Below are 20277 nucleotides of genomic sequence, written 5' to 3'. Positions count from 1 at the left end.
AAGATTGTCGGATGGAGAGGGAAATATAATAATCAGACGAATTTAAGAAGTAAAGAGTTTAAATTTTTGAGAAAACATTGACGGAGGTTATTACGATGACTAAGGTCTATGATAATGTTTGCCCGGCTGACTGCCCTGCCTCTTGTCGATTGCTCACAGAAGTTTATGAAGGACGCATTATGAGCATTAAAGGAGATAAACAGGATCCTTACACTCAGGGGCGTATATGTGCAAAGGGATACGCTCATTTAGAACGGGTTTATTCTTCAGATCGTGTGCTTTACCCGCTTAAACAACGGCGCAAGGGGAGCGGCGATTGGGAAAGGGTTACCTGGGAGCAAGCTTTAACCGAAATAGCGGAGAAGTTAATCTCTATTGATGAGGAATATGGAAACCTCTTGCCAGTCTGTTTAGATAAGTACTTGGGTACCATGGGTATTTTAAGCCAGAGTGTGGAGGATTTCTTCGACAGCATGGGGAAAATTACAGCAATGATTGGTACGCCTTGTGAAGCTACCGGTATGGATGCGTTAATGTTAAATTACGGTGCCAATAAAAAACCGGTTCCGGAAGATATGCTCAATTCTAAATTGATTATTATTTGGGGTTCAAATCCGGCTTGGACTGCGCCGCATCAGATGCGCTATATTTTTGAAGCACAGGAACAAGGAGCTCAAATTATTGTGATTGACCCTGTTTTCACAGCTACTGCTGCCCGAAGCAATCTGTACTTTCAGATTCGGCCGGGATCAGATGGGGAGTTGGCATTAGGGTTAGCTAAAGTATTGCTTGAAGAGGATTTGCTCGATCATGACTTTATTACGAACTATACTCATGGCTGGTCTGAATATCGAAACTATCTTACAACCGTTGATTTGAAATATATTACTGAAGTCACAGGCATTTCGATAGATGGAATATACGCTTTAGCTCGCTTATATGGAACAATTAAACCCGCGACAATTTGGATAGGGTTCGGTAGTCAACGTACCCTGAACGGTGGTCAAAATATCAGAGCAATTGATAGTCTAGCTGCACTTACCGGGAATATCGGCAGAGAGGGAGGAAATGTACATTATTTGACATATGAGCCCTGGACATATACCGGAACCTTTAAAGGGTTTAATAAGGATTATAATCATCGGACGATAGGAACAGGGCGCTTTGCAGAGTTAGGAACCTTAGATCCACCGATAGAATTCTTATGGATAGCTGGTCGTAATCCAGCTGCTCAAGATCCAGATACAACCACAGTTAAACAGACCTTAAAAAAAATCCCCATGGTGGTGGTAGCAGATCAAGTCTTGACGGCTACGGCTCTGATGGCAGATTATGTTTTGCCCGTAGCTTCTTTGTTTGAGTTTGAAGATATAGTGATCTCCTTTTGGCACTACGGGGTTGCGATGAATGAGCAAGCCATTGCTCCGCTGGGAGAGTGCAAATCCGATTACCAAATTATGCGTGAACTTTCTTTAAACCTGCAACGCTTTAAACCAGGTTTTTCTCATTTCCCGACTAATTTAGAAGCAAGCGAATGGCTAGACCAAAAGCTACAGGCGCAGTTTTATGGTGAACTTGGAATAACTCATTACCGAGAATTGCGTGATCGCTATGTTAGAGTGAATTTATCTTCTGTCCCTTGGCAAGACCATCAATTCCCTACGCCTTCAGGAAAATATGAGTTCTTTTCCCAGCGATCACTGGAGCGAGGTATTTTACCCCTACCCATACCTGGAACTTCGTTAACCGGTATAGAATCGTATCCTTTTCGGTTGCTCAGTGTGCGCAGCTATGCTAATTTAAATTCACAATTTCGTAATTCCAAACGCCTCCAGCATTTAGATGGAAGACCTACTCTATTTATTCATCCTAAGTTAGCTAAGCTCAAGGCGATTGAAGAAGGCGACAATGTTAAGGTGTATAACCTCTTTGGGGAACTTGTACTGCGTGCAGCGCTTCATCAAGGTCAACCCTGTGATATTGTTGTTGCCTACGCGGGGAGGACAGATACCAATTTGGAGGAGCTAAATACCTTAATCGGCATGTCGGAAACGGATTTAGGTGAAATGACCACGGGAAGTAAAGGGATGTCATTCACAAACTGTTTTGTTAATCTAGTAAGGATGGGATAAAAATGGTGCATCAGGTGAGTTTTCTTTTTAATCCGAATCGTTGCTTAGGCTGTCGTGCTTGCCAGATGGCTTGTGCTGTCAACCATGACTTACCGCCAGGAGTTTTTCTACGTAAAGTAGTCTGTGTTGAGTTTGTGAAGGAAACCCATCTTGTAAAATACTATCTTTCATCTTCTTGTAACCACTGTGAGAATCCCGAATGTTTCCGGCTTTGTCCACAGCGTGCTTATCGTAAAAGACGAGATGGAATTGTGGTATACGATGCTGGAAAATGCAACGGTTGTGGTACGTGTACACGGAGTTGCCCCTTTGGGGCCCCTATGGTAAATCCTGTAACGGGTAAAGTAATAAAATGTGATCTTTGCTTTGACCGGCTTGAAGAGGGAGAAAGTCCTTTTTGTGTTAATGCTTGTCCGGTTTATGCTTTAAAATTATTTGACACGGAAGCATCAGAAGGTCTAGACCACAAACTTATCAGAAGTTTGCCGGGGGTGCCGCGAATTCAGATAACTCATCCGGCTGTGCGTTATTTGCCCCTTGAGTATGGAAAGCAATTCGGTTTATCAATAGACTGTAAGGAAGGCGATGAATATTGAATAACCCTACAGATTCGTTTGTTAATAAACTTATTCAAAGTTTGGCCCAGGGTAAAGATATTCCTTTTCTCGCTTGGCAGTTGGCCCAAAACCTAAATCGGCCGGTTATTATTACAAATGCAGTTCATCGAATTATTGCTTTTCAAGATCCTTCAGGATTTAACATTAAAGTAGGTGAGTTTTTTTCTGTCTCATCCGCTAAAGTAGATGAAGATGAATTTTTTAACGGTTGCTGTAATTTGCTGTGCAAAGGGCAGTGCAATATCGATGGACAACTTCTTGCGTATACTTATTTGCCGCTCCAAACTGGAGGATGTTGTCTTGGATATTGCATTGTGCTGAATGCCATTAATAGTGTTATAGGCTCCTCCTGTGACTATTTAGACGAAAAGGACAAACAGTATATTACTCAGGCCTCTATGGTTATTCTATTGGCTCTAAGAAGTGTCCGCGAATTTCATGTGAAACAGGAAATGTTTCAGGATGAGTTTATTCGTGATGTTCTTTATAATAACTATGATTCAAAAGTAAGTATCTTTGAAAAGGCAAAGCTTTGGAATTGGGATTTAAAAGGACCATTATTGGTTATGGTTATAGAAATTTCTGCTGATAAACTAGCAACAGCCCGGAATTTAATCCCACGTTTATTCAATCGTCAGATCCCGATTAGCGCTGGTATTAATGATCAACTTATCCTTATCCTTAAGGCTGATAACTTAGAAAAAACGAAACTTAAAATAATCTTGCAGAAGTTTATTGACGAATTCCTTAGCAAATTACTCAATTATGGAGTGAGCCATCCTGGTGCAGGTGTGGGATCAGTAGTAGCAGCGGTTACCGATTTATACAAAAGTTATCAAGAAGCCAAGGTTGCCTTGGAATTAGGCAAAGTTTTTGGACGAAGACCCGTATGCTATTTTGAAGAAATGGGTTTCCTTAAGTTTATCTTTACTCAGCCTGCCTTAGAATTACAAGAATTTAGTGAACGGATTATCGGCCCCCTTCTTAAGTTTGATCTTGAGACAGAAGCCGACCTTTTGAATAGCTTACGCGTTTATATGGACTGTAAATGCCAGATTACGGAATGTGCCAAGGCCTTATATATTCATGAAAATACCCTTCGCAACCGAATCAAGAAAATAGAGCAATTGACAGGATTTGATTTACGTCGTGTGGATCATCTGGTTAATGTGTATATTGCTTTACAAGTTTTAACTTTAGGTCAGAACAGCTAAAAATGTGATCGATAGTACGAATGAATTAAGATTTCAATGGGGTTTTCAATACAGAAAACTCCATTTTTTTGTTGGTTTCAATATAGGTGCAAGATAGCTTTTTCGCGTATTTTATTACAAGGATCAGGAGAACTTATTTCCGACGAGGAACTGGACTAGGAGGCAAGGTGATGAAAATTATGTAGAGGGTTCGGTTAGACAGCCGTAGTCATCTTTTTACGATATTCTTACTAAAAGGTTACTATAAGGATTATTAAAAATGCCGTATAAACGAAGTGTGGTACTAAATTTGATAAAGTGCGTGTAACCCTTGTATATTTATTCCTTGAAACAGGCCGCTGCTTGTCCCTAATAATAACCGATGTTCTGATGCCAGTTCTTTAATCCATTGCTTCTTTTGTTTTAATTGATTAGGATTATGAGCGACTTCTTCTAAATCCTGAACGTCTAAGTGTCCCCAAAGGCAAATATTCGGACCAACTTCTTTCTGCAATTGAGAAATGTCCATTTTTGAATTTCTATCAATACAGTGCAATCCATCAAAACCTGCCTTGACGATATCCTGTAAAACCTTCTGATAGTTTCCATCCGAATGATAAAAAGCAATTAGTCCATTTCGCTTGATCTCTTCAACTTGATGTACAAGTGATGGAATAAAATAATTTCTGAAGCTCTGAGGACTAGCTATTAACCCTCCAGCATAGGCAATATCATCAGCAATAATGATCCCGTCTGTGCCTTCCGCTGCTAATTTCCGAATCAAATTAAGGTTAATCTTTTCAATCGTTTGAATCCATTCCTCTAGCGATGAGGACCGTTCTTTTACGAGATGAAAAAACTTCTCAAGTCCCCATGTCTGAATTCCTTGTTCAAAGGCTCCATCAATAATAGCAAAGGTAAAATATTTAGTTCGAGTTATCCAATTCCGTAAATCGAGCATTGGGTAGTCTTCAGTTTTGAAGTTTTTGATTTGATATTCATCCATTGAGTGTGGAGAAACAGTGATTAAATCAAGACCCAAGGATTCGACAAAACACTTTTTTTCTTCAAAACCAACGTATTCACAGCCTAAACTGCTTTTTACAATTTCATTATCTATTACAAGCTCACCCTTGAGAATTTTATCGGCTTTCCCTGTTTGAATAAGCTTTTTCACTTGTTCACGGGAATTAAGGCTTTTGGATATCATTAAAGGCCTCCTTTCCAAAAGTTAATCGAATAAGAAAGCTGCTAGTTACTTTTAAAGTTGAATTATATTTCGCTTATTGACGAAAAACACCTTTATTTAGGACTGAGATATCAATGACACGTTTTGGGACTTTGATGTCCCGATCGATGCGGATGAAAACAATGAATAGCGCCATAGTACTGAATATTAGATTCCAATATCTAAATTTTAGCGATGGCATCAATTTTGCTTATTAACATTATTTAAAAATACTTCATCAAAAAGCTATTTCTTATAGCTTTTTGATGAAGATTTAATATGGAGTGATCATTGAATGACTTACAAAAGACTGCAAATATTTACGATTATTCTCCCTACTTTAATCATCGGCGGATTTGAGTACATTCGGCACTATTTCCTACTTCCTTATTTGTCCATGGAAATGGGCAATCACTATATTACCTTACTTACCTTTCTTATTTCGTATATCTATGCTTCATGGATGTTCCGTACAATTCGAGAGATGAATGAACGCCTTTCGAAAGAGCAGGCTAGACGGGCGGTATATGAGGAAAGAAACCGACTCGCTCGTGAGCTTCATGATGGAATTGCTCAAACTCTCTTCTTTCTCAATATCAAATTGAAGCAGGGAAAAATCGCTGAAGCGCAAACTGCTGTTTCAGAAATTAATAATCATGTTCGCCAAGCCATTTTTAATTTGCGCTATACCCCTGAAGAAGGGTGTTCTCTAACCGAGCGTCTCGGTAAATGGCTGCAAGAATGGAGTACGCTTACGGGGATAGAAGTGGTTCAGGAAATTAATCTTCCGAATAAATACTTTTCACCCGGGGAGGATGTGCAGCTTTTTGGAGTAATCCAAGAAGCATTTACAAATATCCGCAAGCACTCAAAAGCTAGGCATGCCAGTATTCAGCTTCTAACAAATAACAAGGGATGGCAATTAATCATAACAGATAATGGCTGCGGAATTCAGAATCCAGATCTCATAATTTCAAAATATGGAATGACAATGATGCATGAGCGAGCATTACAGCTTGGAGCAGCTTTTTCGATTTCTCAACAGAAAACGGGTGGAACAAAACTATTTTTAAGGGTTGAGAAAGGAGGGAAAAGTAATGAAACAATATCGTATTCTAATTGCGGATGATCATCCTTTAGCTCGTAAGGCCATACTCAGTCTGCTTGAAGGCGACGCATCTTTTATAATTGTGGGTGAAGCAGCGGACGGCAAAGAAGCGTTTAAGCTTTGTAAAGATTTGCATCCCGATCTCGTTTTAATGGATATTAATATGCCAAATTGTAATGGGTTGGAAGCAACACGACTTGTAAAACGTACTTTTCCTAATATTCGAATCGTTATTTTAAGCGTATCTCAGGATGTAGGGGATCTTTTCACGGCTGTCCAGTTTGGGGCACAAGGGTATTTGCTTAAAAATATGGAACCAGAGGATTGGATAACGTATTTACACTCTTTATTAACCGAAGATACGGAAGTCCCCCGTGAAATAGCAGGACGTGTGTTTCATTGTTTTCGTTCTGAATGTAATATAAACGAACCTAGTCCAAGTATACTTACTCTACGAGAACGGGAAATCATTTCTTGTGTAGAGGCAGGTAAAACCAATAAGCAGATCGCTGAACACTTAATCATTACGGAAAATACCGTTAAAAATCATATTAAAAATATTTTAGAAAAGTTATATTGTGAGAATAGGGTACAGATGGCGGCATATGCAATTCGACACGGATTAACTTATGATAGCTTTCAGAAAAAGCAGAACCAATTAGCCTAAGGAATTATGGTTTATAAAGAAAGATAGCTCGGTTGAGTCATTTCAGCCGGGCTATCTTTTGTTAAATTAATGATGCGCATAGATTCCAAGTAGAGAAAATGGGAGGGAACCAAATGGATAAACGTAAAAACAGGGTTATAGGAACAGTTTTAGCTTTACTCAGTTTAAGTCTGGTTTTAGGTGCGGGGTACTACAAGAGCAGTGTAAACGAGTCAGGCTCTTTTAACTTAAGTTTATCCCAACAGGGTACAGCTAAGATAAAGCCTGTTACGGTGGATCTTAAAGGAGAAGGCTTTTTAAAGAAAATAATACAGCCAGGTCTTATTCAGGTAAGTACTCACGGAATAGTAAATAAAACCAAGAAGGATATCACTTTACAATTTGAATTGACGGATAATTCCTTGCCGGTGATGTGGAACATTACGGATAAGGCTTGGGATGAAAAAAATCATGTTTTGGCGCGTTCACTCAAGCCAGGTGAGCAGATTGCCGTGGGAATGCTTTTTAATGTCCCTAAGGAATTGAGAAGTAATCCTGTTATTTATAAAGGCAATTTGAAAGTCCTTGATTATAACTCGAAAGAGCAATTAGCTGATGTACCCATTGATCTTATAAACTCAAATGGCGTAACGAGTGACAATAAAGACTGTTGTAACCCGTAATCATATATTCTAAATGGTAAAGAAAGGATGAATTTAATGTCTAATTGCAACTCAAACAATAAGCATAATCAGAAAAGACACTTTTATTTACGGTTGAGCTCTTATATTATGGGGGTTCTTCTCTTTTATGCACCCTTTGCTTTACTTATACGGGTGATCAAATTTTTTATGAATAATTCTGAAGTAAGTGCTGTTCATAATCTCTGTCTTCGTATGCAGATTAACTGGCTATTTGATCCTTCACAGTGGTCTCGTTTTGTTACTAATCCCGTTTATATAGGTTTCTTTGTAATCCTAGGTGTTGCCTTCTTCTTTGGACCGCTTTTTTGCGGTTGGTTATGTGCGGCAGGAGCTATTACTGAGTACTTAAGTAAATTAGTACCTGATCGTTTTAAAATTGATTTTTCCGGAAAAGTAAATCCAATGCCAATTCGTTATGGATTTTTGGCAGGGTATATTCTTACCCCGTTTTTAGGCGGAAGTATAGGTTGCGCTTTCTGTAACTATGGTATTTTTCAGAGGTTCATTAGTGGGTTAACCGGTGATTGGCAACAAATAGCCTACTGGAGCACTACCATGATTATTACCACAGGGCTTTGGTTTTTCCTCTTTGGTTTATTTATGAAGGGTGGTCGTGGATGGTGCAACTTTGGTTGCCCAGTAGGGGCAGTTCAGTCATTATTCTACGTAATTGGGGCTAAATTTGGCTTTACCTACAAACTTAAATATGACAGCTCAAAATGCAGTGGTTGCAGTTCTTGTATTAAAGCGTGCTCTACATGGTCTATTACTAAGGAAGATCAAGAAAAAAGAGTATCTATTAGCCCGCATACTTGCAATGCATGTCTTGATTGTGTATCTGCTTGTCCACGTGGGGCATTGAGCTATGGTAAGGGTGCAGCGGAGACGAATAAACGTTTTGAACTTGACAATGTTGTTACTGCAGATACAGGCAAGTAAGGGAGAGAGACTGACCTATGCTTCACATAAAGAATAATTTTTCTAAGATGAGTAACAAAGCTATTCAGAATCTCACGGGTGTAACAATTGGTTTAACCACTGCTTTGGCTTCTTTTCAGCGTACTGGATGCAGCGGAAATTGCAGGTCTTGTCAAAGTTGTACTGCAGCAGGTCTCGTCTTAATTGCGAGTCCGTTTCTTGTAAAGCATCGAGGCCATGTGCAACAAATTATTCTAGGGATAACAATTGTAGGACTTATTATTTTTATTATCAGCATGTATAACTATTAACATTATTTCTGTGATATGAATCACTGTAGCACTTTTCTGATTAAGGTATGCTTGTTTTGGAAGGAGGGAAATATTATGAATATGGATCTTTTAAAAAATCAACATACTACAATTCGTCAACTGGTTAAAGAGATTGAGCATGGGATAAGTTCAGGTGATGTGACTGGCCAGGCTTTTGACTTATCTTTAAAGATTGGCAAACTTTCCGGAATTTTAGTTCTTCATTTAAAATCAGAGGATGAACACCTTTATCCATTTTTAAAGAGTTCAAGCAATGAAAAAGTAAGAAAAATCGCTGAACAGCTCGATAAAGAAATGGGATCTTTATCTGCTGAATTTATGGAGTATAAACATACATATATGCTCGCTTCGAAGATTAAGCAAGAACCTCAAAAGTTTATTGCGGAATCCAAGAGAATAGCTGTCGCATTAGAAAATCGTTTAAATACGGAAGATCAAAAATTATATCCGCTTGTATAATTTTTAGTGTAAAGTTAAATCTTATTTTTTAAGCTGTAAACCTTCTTAAAAGGATTATGGCTTTTTTCTTCATAATAGTGAAGTGTAAATAAAGATTTCGACAGGATGTATTTAAAAAAGTCCTTAGTCAGGTTAAAATAAAACTAAAAACAGAATTTTGCAGATCTTTATCCCAAAAAAGTTTAAAGAAATAGGTAAAAAACCGACTGAAGGGAATAAGGAGACATCATGCTACTCAATACGTTTATTCAAACTGTCATTGAAGGGGACAATAAGACTGCGGTTGTTTTAGCAGAAAAATTAATAGCTGAGGGTACAGAAGTTTATGATATTGTGCAGCGTGGACTTTTACCTGCACTTCAGGCACTCGATGTCAAATGTACCTCCGATGATTTTAATCTTTTAGAGATTATGTTGGCAGGTCGGGCGATGATGGATGTTATGGATAATGTTGTGGCAAAGCATTTAGAGCAAGAAGAATTAGTAACAAAAAATGTTACGATTATTCTTGGAACAATTAAAGGAGATATTCATGAACTCGGTAAGCATGTTGTCAGAATTATTCTTCGAACTTCAGGTTATCGAATAATTGATCTTGGAAAAGATGTTGAAGCTGAACACTTTATTGATGCGGCAATTCGTGAAAAGGCGAACTATATATTTGTTTCCGGCTTAATCAGTGTGGTCGCCCCTTATGTGCGAAAAATTCATGAACTCAAAGTGGAAAAGGGTCTGGGGATAAAGATTGTTGCCGGTGGTGCAGCGTTACAGCAGTTTTCTAAAGAAGAGCTCCAAGTAGATTATGTCGCTACAGATGCCTTTGACGGATTACATTATCTTCAGAGAGAAGAGAAGGTAGAATGATGAATGCTATTGAACGAGTGCTCGCTGAAATTAGCTTCAGAGAAACCGATGAACGTCCTATTTTTCTGCAAATTGGAGGTTTAGCGGCGAAACTCATGGGATTTCCTTTGCATCGGTATCTAACGGATGCGCAAACTGCAGCTGAAGCCCAGTATCATACGGCGCATTTACTTAAAAACGATGTCTTATTTGGATTCCTTGATTTTTGTGTTGAAGCAGAAGCGATGGGAGCATCTATTGCTTACTCCGATTCAGAATATCCCAGCATAGTAAATCCATTGATTACAGACTGGAAAGAGATTTTGTCTCTGGAACCTCCCAACTTAAGACGGGATGGTCGAATGCCAGTGGTGCTCGAAGTTTGTGAACGGCTGGTGGAAAAGGATCAGGGAGAACATTTTATTATTGGGCAATGCTTAGGACCGACTACTTTGGCGACTCAAATTTTTGGAATTGAGAATTCGATCTATTTACTCGTGGACAACCCCGAGGCATTTAACCTGCTGTTGAATTTTACGACACAAATTGCTAAATCCTTTGCTCAGGCTATCCTGGCAACTGGGGTTTCTGCTGTTCTAATCAATGATCCTTCTGCTTCTCCAAACGTTTTTCCAAAATCTACGTTTAATAATATGATTTTCCCTCATCTTAAGCAATTAGTTAATGAAATAAAAACCCAAGAAAAGGACTTAGTGTGGCTGCAAATCACAGGAAAGACAACTTCAATATTACCGACAATCCATGACTTACCTGTCGATCTAATCACGCTGGATTCTCCGGTTGAATTAATTGAGGCTCAGGAGATCCTTAACAATAAGGCGGTTATCGGTAATATTAACCCTTTGCTATTTACCAATAATAATAATGAAAATTTATTGATTCAGACTCAATCTACTCTAGCCAAGCGTCGCAAGAGCGGGTTTATCCTGGGAACGGGATGTGATATTCCCTTTGATGCCAGGCCCGAACGAATCCATGATTTTCTGAACATAGTCGGGAGGGTTTAAAGTCAATGTGCCCTCAAATTCACTTTTTACCTATGGATATAAAAATCGAAGTTAATGAAGGAGAGAATATTTTACAAAGTGCTCGTGCAGCGGGAATCCCTATAAATACGCTGTGTTCCGGTAATGGAGCTTGTGGAAAATGTCGAGTGAAGCCGGATGCTCTGGGAATAAATGAAATAACTTTGACAGAAAAATTATGTTTAAGCCAAAAACAGATTAATGAAGGATATCGATTAGCCTGTTTAACCACTGTTTGGGATGATATTAAGGTTTGGATTCCTGAGGAGAGTTTAAGGGATTGGACTCCAGCATCAAAAGAAGGGGCAAATGGACTTGACCTTAGTCAATATCCTCCTCGCCGGGAGATTGTTTATAACGATTATGACCTGGGAATTGCTTTAGATTTAGGGACTACAACGCTGGCAGGATATTTGCATAATATGAAAACACAGAAATGTTTGGGTTCTGCCGCCGTTCCTAATCCTCAAATGGCTTATGGAGCTGATATCATGAGCAGGCTTCATTATGCATTGAAATCCGGTGGATTCGAAGCCTTGCAGAAAGCACTTTTTGAAGGAATCGATCATTTAATTATTACTTTACTTCGTAATGCTAAGGGTAATATTCAGAATGTGCGGCGAATAAGTGTTGTCGGAAATTCGGTAATGCATGATTGTCTGCTTGGATACGACTTGGCCTCCTTAACGGAACTCCCCTTTTCCCCACGAACGACGGAGTGGCTCACATTAACACTAAAAGAAATACGAACACATATTTTATCTGGACTTCGTCCCGAAACAGAAGTGGATATATTACCCTTAGCGGGAGGGTTTGTTGGGAGCGATTTGTTGGCTGGGCTGCTTGCAGCGGGTCTGCATCAATCCTCCGAAGTATTTTTGTATCTTGACTTAGGAACGAATAATGAAATTGCCTTAGGCAATAAGGATAAAATTTTCGTTTCGTCCACGAGTGCCGGTCCTGCTTTTGAAGGGGGGGCCTTAAGCTGCGGAATGCGTGCTCAGCCTGGAGCTATTGATCTGGTTAGTCTTTCAGGAGAGAAGCCTTCGATACGAACCATTCATCATCTTCAACCTCAGGGATTATGCGGCAGTGGAGCGGTCAGCCTCTTAGCAGAACTTCTCAGAACAGGAAGGGTTAATAAGCGAGGCCGATTATTGCAGCCTAACGGATCAATTAATAATAGCCCTGCATTTCTTTTAGAGATTCAGGGTATCTCCGTAGGTTTAACTGAAAAAGATATTGGCGAATTGCAAAAAGCAAAAGCCGCAATTTTTGCAGGAACGGTCATTTTGGCAGCGAAGTTTGGAATTCAGCCCGAGGACGTTTCAAAGGTTTATATTGCAGGGGCCTTTGGTTCACATCTGCCTGTTAATCAAGCCTTGAGCATTGGACTTATCCCAATGTTTGACCCAGAGCGCATAACAATGGTTGGAAATGCTGCAGGTGATGGCGCACGTCTTTGCTTAATTTCATCGAAGTCTCAAGCTGAACTCGTAAAACTTCAGTCAAAAACAGAAGTGATTAATTTGGCAATGCATTCGGAGTTCGAAAAGGAATTTATCCGTGCTCTGTTTTTGCCGCATGAAGAGTATCCGAGTTTTGGAGTTAGGTGATGAAAATGCTAAACGACCAAAATTTCAGCCGAAAAGTTTATCAAGCTCTTTTGAAAATCAATAATTTTATGGGCTTTCTTACGGGTTCGCTGGAGGAAAATCTTGAGCTTCTCAGTGATGAGCTTGACAAACTATATGCCCCGGCCTATACAACGTTCTGTATCCTCGAAGGAAATTATCAAAAGGTTTTTAATAACTTGACACAGAACCATTCTCGCTATAAGAATTGTAATTTTGAGGATTGTTGGATTTCTGCCCATGCTCTTCCTATTATTGTTCAGGATACGGAAAAAGATAAAGGCTGTTCGAATCATATTCTCCCGGCAAATATTCAAGCATATGCAAGTCTTCCTATTATGGAAGAAGGTCGGGTATTGGGAGTTTTGACTTTGAATAGTCCGAGTAAAGACTTTTTTACACATGATATTTTGGAAGCTTTATTGGTTATGGCAAATTTGGCAGGAACAGCGATTCATCAGTGGATTTTATTTACCCAACTTCAGGATGAAAAGAAGGAGTTGTTACGAGCTAATTTTGATCTTAAACGAACACAAAACCAACTTATTCAATCGGAAAAACTTGCGGCAACAGGTCGGCTCTCTGCAGACATAGCCCATGAAATTAACAATCCGATTGGGATTATCGCCTTGAGAGTGGAATGTATGTTGCTTGATGATAAGGAACGGAAAGAAGGCAAACTGCCCGAGCCTGTTATAGAAGATTTAAATGTAATTATGAATCAAGCGAACAAGATTGCCCGGGTTACACGATCCCTTTTATCTTTTGCGCGGCTGCCGGTTGAAGAGAAGAATGTGTTTAATTTGAATGATGTTATACTCGAAACGAAGAACCTGTGGTATAAACATTTAAAGAAAAAAGGAATTGAGCTCAGTCATGAGCTCGGACTCAATATATGTGATATTTGGGGGAACAGTAATCAGATACAACAGGTTTTATTTAATCTGATTCAAAACTGTGAGGATGCAATGCCTCAGGGCGGAAAGATATATATTATTTCCAACAACGATCTCGAGTGGGTAAACGTCGAAGTCATTGATACCGGGTGTGGAATTAAGCCAGAACAATTAAATAAAATTTTTGATCCCTTTTATACGACTAAGGCTATTGGAAGAGGGACAGGTTTAGGGCTGGCCATCTCCTACAAATTAGTTGAAGAAAATCAAGGGAAAATTCAAGCCGAGAGTAAAGTAGGAGAAGGAACCTGTGTTAAGGTTTCCTTGCCGGTTTTTAAAAGTGGTGAAAAAAATGTTTAAAGTACTTATTGTTGATGATGAATTGGATATGGCCCAAAATATTTCAAGGCTGCTTAGACCGCTTGGGGTAGAGACTTTAATTGCAACAGAGGGTGAAAAAGGACTTGAAATGCTCAAATCAGAAAGCCCCGCTCTTGTTTTAACGGATCTTATGATGCCGGGAATAAGCGGCATGGACTTATTGTCAGAGGCAAAAGCCTGGAACCCTGATCTTCTGGTTATTATGATCACTGGTTTTGGAACGATAGCCCATGCTGTGGAAGCGATTAAAAACGGAGCTTATGATTTTATCGCAAAGCCTTTTTCAGGGGATCAATTAAGGGTTATTGTTGAAAGAGCTTTAGAGCAGAGAAGGCTGAAAGAAGAAAATGCCCATCTCAAACATGAATTACAAACGAAAAACGTTGGAGAAATTGTAGGTCAAAGCCCTGAATTGAAAAAAACATTTGAGTTAGTGAGAAGAGTTGCTCCGATGGACACCCATGTTTTAATCCAAGGAGAAAGCGGTACGGGGAAGGAATTGATTGCGCGGAGTCTTCATTTTAACAGCCAGCGTTGTTTTCAGCCATTTATACCCGTTGACTGTGCTGCTCTATCGGAGGAATTGCTTGAAAGCGAACTTTTTGGCCATGAACGTGGAGCTTTTACCGGGGCGGCTGGAACTAAACTTGGCCTGATCGAAGTTGCCGATGGAGGAACACTGTTCCTTGATGAGATCGGTGAATTAAGTCCACGGCTTCAGGTTAAACTTCTTCGAGTGCTCCAAGAGAAGACTTTTCGAAGAGTGGGAGGAACAAAACAAATCGAAGTGGATATCAGGATTGTTTCGGCAACCAATCGAGACTTACTGGAAGAAATTCGTCAAAAGCATTTCCGAGAAGATTTATACTTCCGTCTCAATGGAATTACAGTACAGCTTCCTCCTTTACGTAAACGACAAGGAGATATTCAAATTCTAGCTCAGCACTTCTTGGAGCAATTTAACCAACGCAATCATTTAAACATCAAGCTTGGTCGTGAAGTACTGAATGCACTCGAAGATTATCCTTGGCCTGGAAATGTGCGAGAACTAAAAAACGTAATTGAACGGTCGGCAATCCTTGCAGATAAGGGCATTATCAGCTTAAAGGACCTTCCAACGGAGCTGCTGTCTAAAGAGGGCTTTTCACTTATAGAACAGGATCTATTACCATCAGAGTTTAGCTTAGAACAAGGGTTTTGCGAAGCTAAGGAACAATGGATTGAACGCTTTGAACAGCAATATCTGACTGAGCTTCTTAATCAATATCATTGGAATATAAGTCAGGCTGCCGAAAAAGCAAAGATCAATCGTAAGACAATTCACCGGCTCATTAATAAATACCAACTCCATGCGAAATGAATAAGTGGGACATTTATGTCTGAGGCGTCCATGTCACAGTGTGAGACATGGATGCCTCACTTTTTTATAGAATATATATTTCTCAACTTTATTTTTTAAAGAAAACGTAGAGAATTCATGAAGATTTTGTGAACTTAAAAATTTTAATTTCTTAAAAGTTATTTGGCATTAAACTTGCTATATTTAAAACTGCATTTGTGACTTATATAACAAAAAAAGAAAGGTGGCAAACTCAATGAAGAAAAAATGGGTCATTAGTGTTTCTGCGCTTGTCATGAGCAGCTTGGTTCTCGCCGGGTGCGGACAGGCAAAACCTGCGGCGACAGCCAACAATAGTCCTCAGCTTCCGTCAGGGACCAACTCAAACCTTGGACCGGACAAGTACATCGGTTTCTTCTCTGGCGGAATATCGGGTTCTGCTGAAGTCATCGGTATCCCAAGCTTAAAAACGCTGCGGCTTATTCCGGTCGGAGTCGATACCCACGAACCTGTTTTTAGCGGTTCAAATAAAGGGGGGACAAACGGTACTCCCGATGGGAAATATCTTTATTTGAATGATAAGGGGGATAGTTCGGTAGGTGTTATCAATATCCAGACGCAAGAGCTTGTCAAGAAAATCAATATCCCCGGACCGTTTGGACCTCACCATATTGCCATAACTCCAGATGGCAAATACCTTTTCGCAACGGGTGAACTCTCAGGAAAGATGGCCAAAATCGATTTAACAACGGATAAGGTCGAGGAAATCGACGTTTCCGGCGGAACGGACAGCTCTCCGGACTATTTAGCGGTTACGAAAGACGGCAAATACTGTCTAGCTACAGACTATTATAAGAGCGGTGTGCATGTCCTCGATGTGGATTCGTTTAAAGAAGTCAAATTCATCCCTGCAGGAAAGAATCCCCATGGTATTGATATCACTGCGGACAATAAATATGCAGTGGTAGACGGTAAGCTCTCCGGCAATTTGCCGATTATTGATATTTCGAAAATGGAAGTCATTAAAAACATAGACTTAACGGCAGCTGTTGATGGATTTGCTAAGAGTGCGGCACCGGGACCTCTGCATAATGTCTTTACTCCGGACGGGAAATACGCTTATACCACCCTTTTCGTCGATAACGCCATCGCCAAAATTGATATGTCGACCTTGGAAATGGTGAAGAAAATCCCGGTCCATTATCGTCCGGGCCATTTGCAGATTACTCCCGACGGGAAATATGTCTTGTCCATAAACAAATTTTCGACAGGAATGTTCCCTGGTGCCACCACGAACCAAGACCCAAGCAACGTCGAATTGATCGATACCAGCACAGATAAAGTCGTCAATGTTGCCCCAACGATTCCGGAACCTCATAACGCTAAAATTATTGCTGCGGATATGGTTAAAGGATATGAAGGTGCAGAAGTCGGTTCAGAAGGTGAAACTGTTCTCCAAGCGCCTCATAAAGATCCCCAAGTTAAAGCGACCTTGATCCCTGAAGATAAAACAGCGCCTGGTGTTTACAAGAAGGACGACGGTGTCGTCGAAATCCATATGCAAGAATTTAGTTACGGGATGAAACCGGATAATGTAACGGTTCATAAAGGGGATAAGGTAAGGATTATTTTGACCAACACGGATAAGAAAACGGCAATGACCAATGACCCTGCTCCAATGCATGGCTTTATCATCAACGAATATGGATTGCAGACAAACTGGGGTGTGCCTGAAGGAAAATCCGTTGTCTTTGAGTTTACGGCAGATAAAGCCGGTAAATTCGCTTATTATTGCAGTTACTTCTGCGGACCGCTCCATCTTGAGATGCGGGGCTGGTTTAACGTTGAACAATAATGATGAAGGAGTAACTCATGGTGTTGGATAAGACGGGTAACGTTTTGGAACCAAGATTAACTTTAAGAAGTAAAGTCGAACGTTTATTTTCCCCTGTCCCGAAATGGGTGAACTGGTCCTACAGTTTTGGAGGAATTGCTTTTCTCCTTTTCTTACTGCAGCTCATTTCGGGAATTTACCTTACCTTTTTCTATATACCGACTGCTCAAGATGCGTGGAAAAGCATAAGCCAAATTGAAAATACGATCTTTATGGGGCATTTTTTCCGCAGCTTGCACCGCTGGAGCGCCTTTATGCTGGTTATCTTTGTCATAGCTCACGCTGTTCGGGTTTTCCTTTTTAAGGCCTACCGCGAACCGCGGAGAGGACTTTGGTGGATTGGCGAAGGGCTGCTTATATTGACCTTAGGTTTTGTCATTACAGGCTACCTGCTTCCCTGGGATGTTCGGGCGTATTGGGAAGTGCTGAGCATTCGCAACTCGGCGTTAAATATTCCGCTTCTGGGTCAATGGATTAATGGCTACCTGCTTTCGTCAGGACTGAATGATCAAATTCCGGTATTTCGATATTTTGCAACACATGTTGTTATTTTGCCTCTTCTGATCTGCGTAGGTTTAATCAGCCATTTTGCCCTGATTCGGCGTCTCGGTGTAGCCCCGAGAGAGGGGAGGAAGCTGAAGTGACCACAAAATATGAAGGAGAAGAGCTAGAACCCTTTTTTCCTAAACAGTTCAAAAAGCATCTTGCGGTGACGATCATCACCCTAGCCGTCATGATTTTACTGGCGAAGTTTGGTGTGAAAGCCCAACAAGATACGGATCCCGTGTTTACGTCCTTTATTCCCCAGCCGGATTGGTTATTCTTTTTCCCCTTCCAAATTACCCGTTATTTAAGGGGCTGGGAGGAACTCATCGGAACCGTTGTCATTCCGGTCCTGATTTTCGGCGGAATGTTCCTGCTGCCATTTTTAGATCAGAAATGGACGAAGAAGAAGCAGCGGGCAGCTGTATTGACTGTGGCGCTGGGCTCAGTCCTTCTGATCTCGGTATTTACCTTTCATACGGGGAGTACTTCTCCAATATGGGGGTGTACAGCCTGCCATAAATCAGGCTTCGGTAAAACGTTTTCCGAAGTCCCGACTGAAGTTTCTAAAATAACAACGACCTTTGATAACAAATGGTTGGCTATTCATTATCAAAGCCCACAGTATTGGTGGCTTGTTGATGTGAATTCTCAGAGTGTACCGCGGTGGTAATTCGTCATTCCGAAATGTGAGGGACTAAAAATGCACAAGAAAACTTTATTTCTGACGATGCTTTTTGTGCTGGCGTTGTTTTTGATGGGCTGCGGAACGACTGCACAAAACCAGGAGCCAAGGGTCGAAATGAATAAAGAAGTCAACGGTTTAAAGATTTCTATGGTTACCAATAAAATTCCCGGTGCGAATCCTGTGATCCTCAAGGTCATGGATTCACAAGGAAAACCGGTCAAGAATCTGACCATCGAAGGCGAGCTTTCTATGCCTTCGATGGTCATGCAGGGATATCCTCAAAAGATTGATTTTAATGGGGATGGAGATCAATATACAAGTCTTCTCCAAATACCCCATGGAGGTCAATGGAGAGTTGAGCTGAGTATACATCAGGGAAGTGAACCTGCCGTTAAGGTTCCGCTGGACTTTACCATCAATCAGTAGATGACAGTAACATCAAAGTTTAAAGTAAGAGGACTAAAATCATGGGCATTACACTTTATCTCGCTAAGCAAAACTTACGGAGAAACTTGTTCCGAACATTGGTGATGGTCCTAAGCATTACCCTCGCTTCGAGCACTTTGCTCGGAGCGGCGGTACTTGCTCGCGGAGTGCAGGATACTCTGGGTGTCGTGCAAAAACGCTTGGGAGCCGATCTCATTATCGTACCTAAAGGGCAAGCGGCAAGTGCCAAGACATCTTTAATCTCCGGCACACCATCAACCTTTTATATGGACAAATCGGTCGAAGAAAAAGTAGCGCGTGTTTCCGGAGTCAAGGGGACTGCATCGCAGCTCTATCTTCGAAGTTTGGATTCTCCTTGCTGCATTTCCATGGTTCACATGGTAGGGTATGACCCGAATAAAGATTTTACAATTAAACCTTGGTTGCTCAATAACATCAAAGGGCAGCTTGAACCCAATCAGATTATTGTCGGTGCCAGGGTCATATCGAGCGTTGTGGGTATTCCGACAAAAGCGATTGGCCAAACCCTGATCTTCTTAGGCAAGTCATTCTCGGTAGCGGGTATTTTAGAACCGACGGGCTTGGGTACGGACTACACTGTTTTCATGCCAATGGACACGGCCTTGAAACTTGTTCAGGGGAGTCCGCTCTATCCGGTAGCTGTTAAATCCAACCAAATTTCCGTTGTACTTGCTCAAGCGGCACCCGGACAAAATCCTCTGACTGTTGCCAAAACGATTTCCCAAGCAATTCCAGAGGTTGATGTTATCCCTTCGAATGAACTGACGCGCAACCTTGAGCAGCAGTTAAGCCATTTATCCAATACATTGGGAGTTGTCGGCGGAATTCTTGGGTTAGTCGCGCTGTTCCTCGTCAGTATCCTGTTTACCCTTTCGATTCAGCAACGGATTCGAGAATTCGGGTTAATGGGAGCAATGGGGGCTAACCGTCGATACATTTTCCGCATGATTTTAACGGAAAGCGGATTGATCTCAGGAATCGGCGGAATTATCGGCTTATTAGGCAGCAGCTTAGGCATCTATTTTGCACGTGATTTTCTCGGGAAATTCATGGGGAATCTCTATATCTGGCCGCACTGGAGCTATTTCGCGGGTGCTGTTGGTCTAGGTTTGCTGGCTACTGTTTTCATGGGTATTTTAGGCGGGTTTTATGCTGCGCTGCAAATAAGTAGACTTGAACCTCTGCAAGCAATCCGGGGAGGAAAATAA

At 40.8% G+C, this 20277-nt stretch carries 20 protein-coding genes; 19 read left to right on the top strand and 1 reads right to left on the bottom strand.

All coding sequences use genetic code 11. The features are described 5' to 3' along the window. Nucleotides 1-95 precede the first annotated feature (95 nt). Genes ACHOLT_RS20090 through ACHOLT_RS20080 form a run of 3 tightly spaced genes read left to right on the top strand, consistent with a single transcriptional unit; the run spans nucleotide 96 to nucleotide 3963 of the window. Nucleotides 96-2132, top strand: coding sequence for a molybdopterin-dependent oxidoreductase (locus ACHOLT_RS20090; protein WP_425804368.1), 2037 nt, complete (start codon nucleotides 96-98; stop codon nucleotides 2130-2132). Nucleotides 2133-2134: 2 nt separating this feature from the next. After that, the gene (locus ACHOLT_RS20085) at nucleotides 2135-2728 is read left to right on the top strand and encodes a 4Fe-4S dicluster domain-containing protein (RefSeq protein WP_425804365.1); all 594 of its coding nucleotides are present in this window, start codon (nucleotides 2135-2137) and stop codon (nucleotides 2726-2728) included. Then, nucleotides 2725-3963: a PucR family transcriptional regulator gene (locus ACHOLT_RS20080; RefSeq protein ID WP_425804363.1), complete on the top strand. Its 1239-nt coding sequence runs from the start codon at nucleotides 2725-2727 to the stop codon at nucleotides 3961-3963. The genes ACHOLT_RS20085 and ACHOLT_RS20080 overlap by 4 nt, the downstream gene beginning before the upstream one ends. A 283-nt stretch (nucleotides 3964-4246) precedes the next feature. Here ACHOLT_RS20080 and ACHOLT_RS20075 read toward each other — a convergent pair whose 3' ends face one another. Then, nucleotides 4247-5152 (bottom strand): uroporphyrinogen decarboxylase family protein, encoded by a 906-nt coding sequence (locus ACHOLT_RS20075; RefSeq protein WP_425804360.1) that lies wholly within the window; start codon nucleotides 5150-5152, stop codon nucleotides 4247-4249. Between the two features lie 313 nt (nucleotides 5153-5465). On the opposite strand from ACHOLT_RS20075, the gene ACHOLT_RS20070 reads away from it, so the two are divergent. The 16 genes from ACHOLT_RS20070 to ACHOLT_RS19995 all read left to right on the top strand — a co-directional run bounded on the left by ACHOLT_RS20070 (nucleotide 5466) and on the right by ACHOLT_RS19995 (nucleotide 20277). Continuing rightward, nucleotides 5466-6299 carry a sensor histidine kinase gene (locus tag ACHOLT_RS20070; protein ID WP_425804357.1) on the top strand — a complete coding sequence of 278 codons (834 nt, stop codon included), beginning with the start codon at nucleotides 5466-5468 and terminating at the stop codon, nucleotides 6297-6299. Beyond that, nucleotides 6268-6945 carry a response regulator gene (locus tag ACHOLT_RS20065; RefSeq protein ID WP_425804355.1) on the top strand — a complete coding sequence of 226 codons (678 nt, stop codon included), beginning with the start codon at nucleotides 6268-6270 and terminating at the stop codon, nucleotides 6943-6945. Before ACHOLT_RS20070 ends, ACHOLT_RS20065 begins: the two co-directional genes overlap by 32 nt. A 113-nt stretch (nucleotides 6946-7058) precedes the next feature. Continuing rightward, nucleotides 7059-7607: a hypothetical protein gene (locus ACHOLT_RS20060; RefSeq protein WP_425804352.1), complete on the top strand. Its 549-nt coding sequence runs from the start codon at nucleotides 7059-7061 to the stop codon at nucleotides 7605-7607. A 168-nt stretch (nucleotides 7608-7775) separates the two neighbouring features. Beyond that, on the top strand, nucleotides 7776-8567 hold the full coding sequence (locus ACHOLT_RS20055; protein ID WP_425804350.1) for a 4Fe-4S binding protein: 792 nt from the start codon (nucleotides 7776-7778) through the stop codon (nucleotides 8565-8567). A 47-nt stretch (nucleotides 8568-8614) separates the two neighbouring features. Then, entirely contained in the window at nucleotides 8615-8857 is a 243-nt protein-coding gene (locus ACHOLT_RS20050) for a hypothetical protein (protein ID WP_425804347.1), read from the top strand. 75 nt (nucleotides 8858-8932) lie between these two features. Continuing rightward, nucleotides 8933-9337: a hemerythrin domain-containing protein gene (locus ACHOLT_RS20045; protein WP_425804345.1), complete on the top strand. Its 405-nt coding sequence runs from the start codon at nucleotides 8933-8935 to the stop codon at nucleotides 9335-9337. 228 nt (nucleotides 9338-9565) lie between these two features. Further along, nucleotides 9566-10201 carry a cobalamin B12-binding domain-containing protein gene (locus tag ACHOLT_RS20040; RefSeq protein WP_425804343.1) on the top strand — a complete coding sequence of 212 codons (636 nt, stop codon included), beginning with the start codon at nucleotides 9566-9568 and terminating at the stop codon, nucleotides 10199-10201. Then, nucleotides 10198-11208: a uroporphyrinogen decarboxylase family protein gene (locus ACHOLT_RS20035; RefSeq protein WP_425804341.1), complete on the top strand. Its 1011-nt coding sequence runs from the start codon at nucleotides 10198-10200 to the stop codon at nucleotides 11206-11208. The genes ACHOLT_RS20040 and ACHOLT_RS20035 overlap by 4 nt, the downstream gene beginning before the upstream one ends. Nucleotides 11209-11213: 5 nt before the next feature. Next, nucleotides 11214-12842, top strand: a complete 1629-nt coding sequence (locus ACHOLT_RS20030) for an ASKHA domain-containing protein (protein ID WP_425804339.1) — start codon at nucleotides 11214-11216, stop codon at nucleotides 12840-12842. Then, a complete protein-coding gene (locus ACHOLT_RS20025; RefSeq protein WP_425808193.1) occupies nucleotides 12842-14116 on the top strand; it encodes an ATP-binding protein in 1275 nt (424 codons plus the stop codon). Before ACHOLT_RS20030 ends, ACHOLT_RS20025 begins: the two co-directional genes overlap by 1 nt. Then, complete coding sequence (locus tag ACHOLT_RS20020; RefSeq protein WP_425804337.1) at nucleotides 14109-15497, top strand: sigma-54-dependent transcriptional regulator; 1389 nt, start codon at nucleotides 14109-14111, stop codon at nucleotides 15495-15497. The genes ACHOLT_RS20025 and ACHOLT_RS20020 overlap by 8 nt, the downstream gene beginning before the upstream one ends. 235 nt (nucleotides 15498-15732) lie before the next feature. Continuing rightward, a complete protein-coding gene (locus ACHOLT_RS20015) occupies nucleotides 15733-17331 on the top strand; it encodes a beta-propeller fold lactonase family protein (protein WP_425804335.1) in 1599 nt (532 codons plus the stop codon). A gap of 17 nt (nucleotides 17332-17348) precedes the next feature. Beyond that, a complete protein-coding gene (locus ACHOLT_RS20010) occupies nucleotides 17349-18014 on the top strand; it encodes a cytochrome b N-terminal domain-containing protein (RefSeq protein ID WP_425804333.1) in 666 nt (221 codons plus the stop codon). After that, complete coding sequence (locus ACHOLT_RS20005) at nucleotides 18011-18586, top strand: hypothetical protein (RefSeq protein ID WP_425804331.1); 576 nt, start codon at nucleotides 18011-18013, stop codon at nucleotides 18584-18586. The genes ACHOLT_RS20010 and ACHOLT_RS20005 overlap by 4 nt, the downstream gene beginning before the upstream one ends. 30 nt (nucleotides 18587-18616) lie before the next feature. After that, nucleotides 18617-19027, top strand: a complete 411-nt coding sequence (locus tag ACHOLT_RS20000; protein ID WP_425804329.1) for a FixH family protein — start codon at nucleotides 18617-18619, stop codon at nucleotides 19025-19027. A gap of 41 nt (nucleotides 19028-19068) precedes the next feature. After that, nucleotides 19069-20277: an ABC transporter permease gene (locus ACHOLT_RS19995; protein ID WP_425804326.1), complete on the top strand. Its 1209-nt coding sequence runs from the start codon at nucleotides 19069-19071 to the stop codon at nucleotides 20275-20277.

The sequence above is a fragment of the Desulfitobacterium nosdiversum genome (assembly GCF_049860565.1).
In the GTDB taxonomy this organism is placed as follows: Bacteria; Bacillota; Desulfitobacteriia; order Desulfitobacteriales; family Desulfitobacteriaceae; genus Desulfitobacterium_A; species Desulfitobacterium_A nosdiversum.
This window is presented reverse-complemented; position numbering and strand designations above follow the sequence as displayed.

What these genes read in the sequence shown, in the direction of transcription:
- ACHOLT_RS20090 (WP_425804368.1), top strand. Translation starts at nt 96, where the DNA reads ATGACTAAGGTCTATGATAATGTTTGCCCGGCTGACTGCCCTGCCTCT.
- ACHOLT_RS20085 (WP_425804365.1), top strand. Translation starts at nt 2,135, where the DNA reads ATGGTGCATCAGGTGAGTTTTCTTTTTAATCCGAATCGTTGCTTAGGC.
- ACHOLT_RS20075 (WP_425804360.1), bottom strand. Translation starts at nt 5,152, where the DNA reads ATGATATCCAAAAGCCTTAATTCCCGTGAACAAGTGAAAAAGCTTATT.
- ACHOLT_RS20070 (WP_425804357.1), top strand. Translation starts at nt 5,466, where the DNA reads ATGACTTACAAAAGACTGCAAATATTTACGATTATTCTCCCTACTTTA.
- ACHOLT_RS20065 (WP_425804355.1), top strand. Translation starts at nt 6,268, where the DNA reads ATGAAACAATATCGTATTCTAATTGCGGATGATCATCCTTTAGCTCGT.
- ACHOLT_RS20060 (WP_425804352.1), top strand. Translation starts at nt 7,059, where the DNA reads ATGGATAAACGTAAAAACAGGGTTATAGGAACAGTTTTAGCTTTACTC.
- ACHOLT_RS20055 (WP_425804350.1), top strand. Translation starts at nt 7,776, where the DNA reads ATGAATAATTCTGAAGTAAGTGCTGTTCATAATCTCTGTCTTCGTATG.
- ACHOLT_RS20050 (WP_425804347.1), top strand. Translation starts at nt 8,615, where the DNA reads ATGAGTAACAAAGCTATTCAGAATCTCACGGGTGTAACAATTGGTTTA.
- ACHOLT_RS20045 (WP_425804345.1), top strand. Translation starts at nt 8,933, where the DNA reads ATGAATATGGATCTTTTAAAAAATCAACATACTACAATTCGTCAACTG.
- ACHOLT_RS20040 (WP_425804343.1), top strand. Translation starts at nt 9,566, where the DNA reads ATGCTACTCAATACGTTTATTCAAACTGTCATTGAAGGGGACAATAAG.
- ACHOLT_RS20035 (WP_425804341.1), top strand. Translation starts at nt 10,198, where the DNA reads ATGATGAATGCTATTGAACGAGTGCTCGCTGAAATTAGCTTCAGAGAA.
- ACHOLT_RS20030 (WP_425804339.1), top strand. Translation starts at nt 11,214, where the DNA reads ATGTGCCCTCAAATTCACTTTTTACCTATGGATATAAAAATCGAAGTT.
- ACHOLT_RS20025 (WP_425808193.1), top strand. Translation starts at nt 12,842, where the DNA reads ATGAAAATGCTAAACGACCAAAATTTCAGCCGAAAAGTTTATCAAGCT.
- ACHOLT_RS20020 (WP_425804337.1), top strand. Translation starts at nt 14,109, where the DNA reads ATGTTTAAAGTACTTATTGTTGATGATGAATTGGATATGGCCCAAAAT.
- ACHOLT_RS20015 (WP_425804335.1), top strand. Translation starts at nt 15,733, where the DNA reads ATGAAGAAAAAATGGGTCATTAGTGTTTCTGCGCTTGTCATGAGCAGC.
- ACHOLT_RS20010 (WP_425804333.1), top strand. Translation starts at nt 17,349, where the DNA reads ATGGTGTTGGATAAGACGGGTAACGTTTTGGAACCAAGATTAACTTTA.
- ACHOLT_RS20000 (WP_425804329.1), top strand. Translation starts at nt 18,617, where the DNA reads ATGCACAAGAAAACTTTATTTCTGACGATGCTTTTTGTGCTGGCGTTG.
- ACHOLT_RS19995 (WP_425804326.1), top strand. Translation starts at nt 19,069, where the DNA reads ATGGGCATTACACTTTATCTCGCTAAGCAAAACTTACGGAGAAACTTG.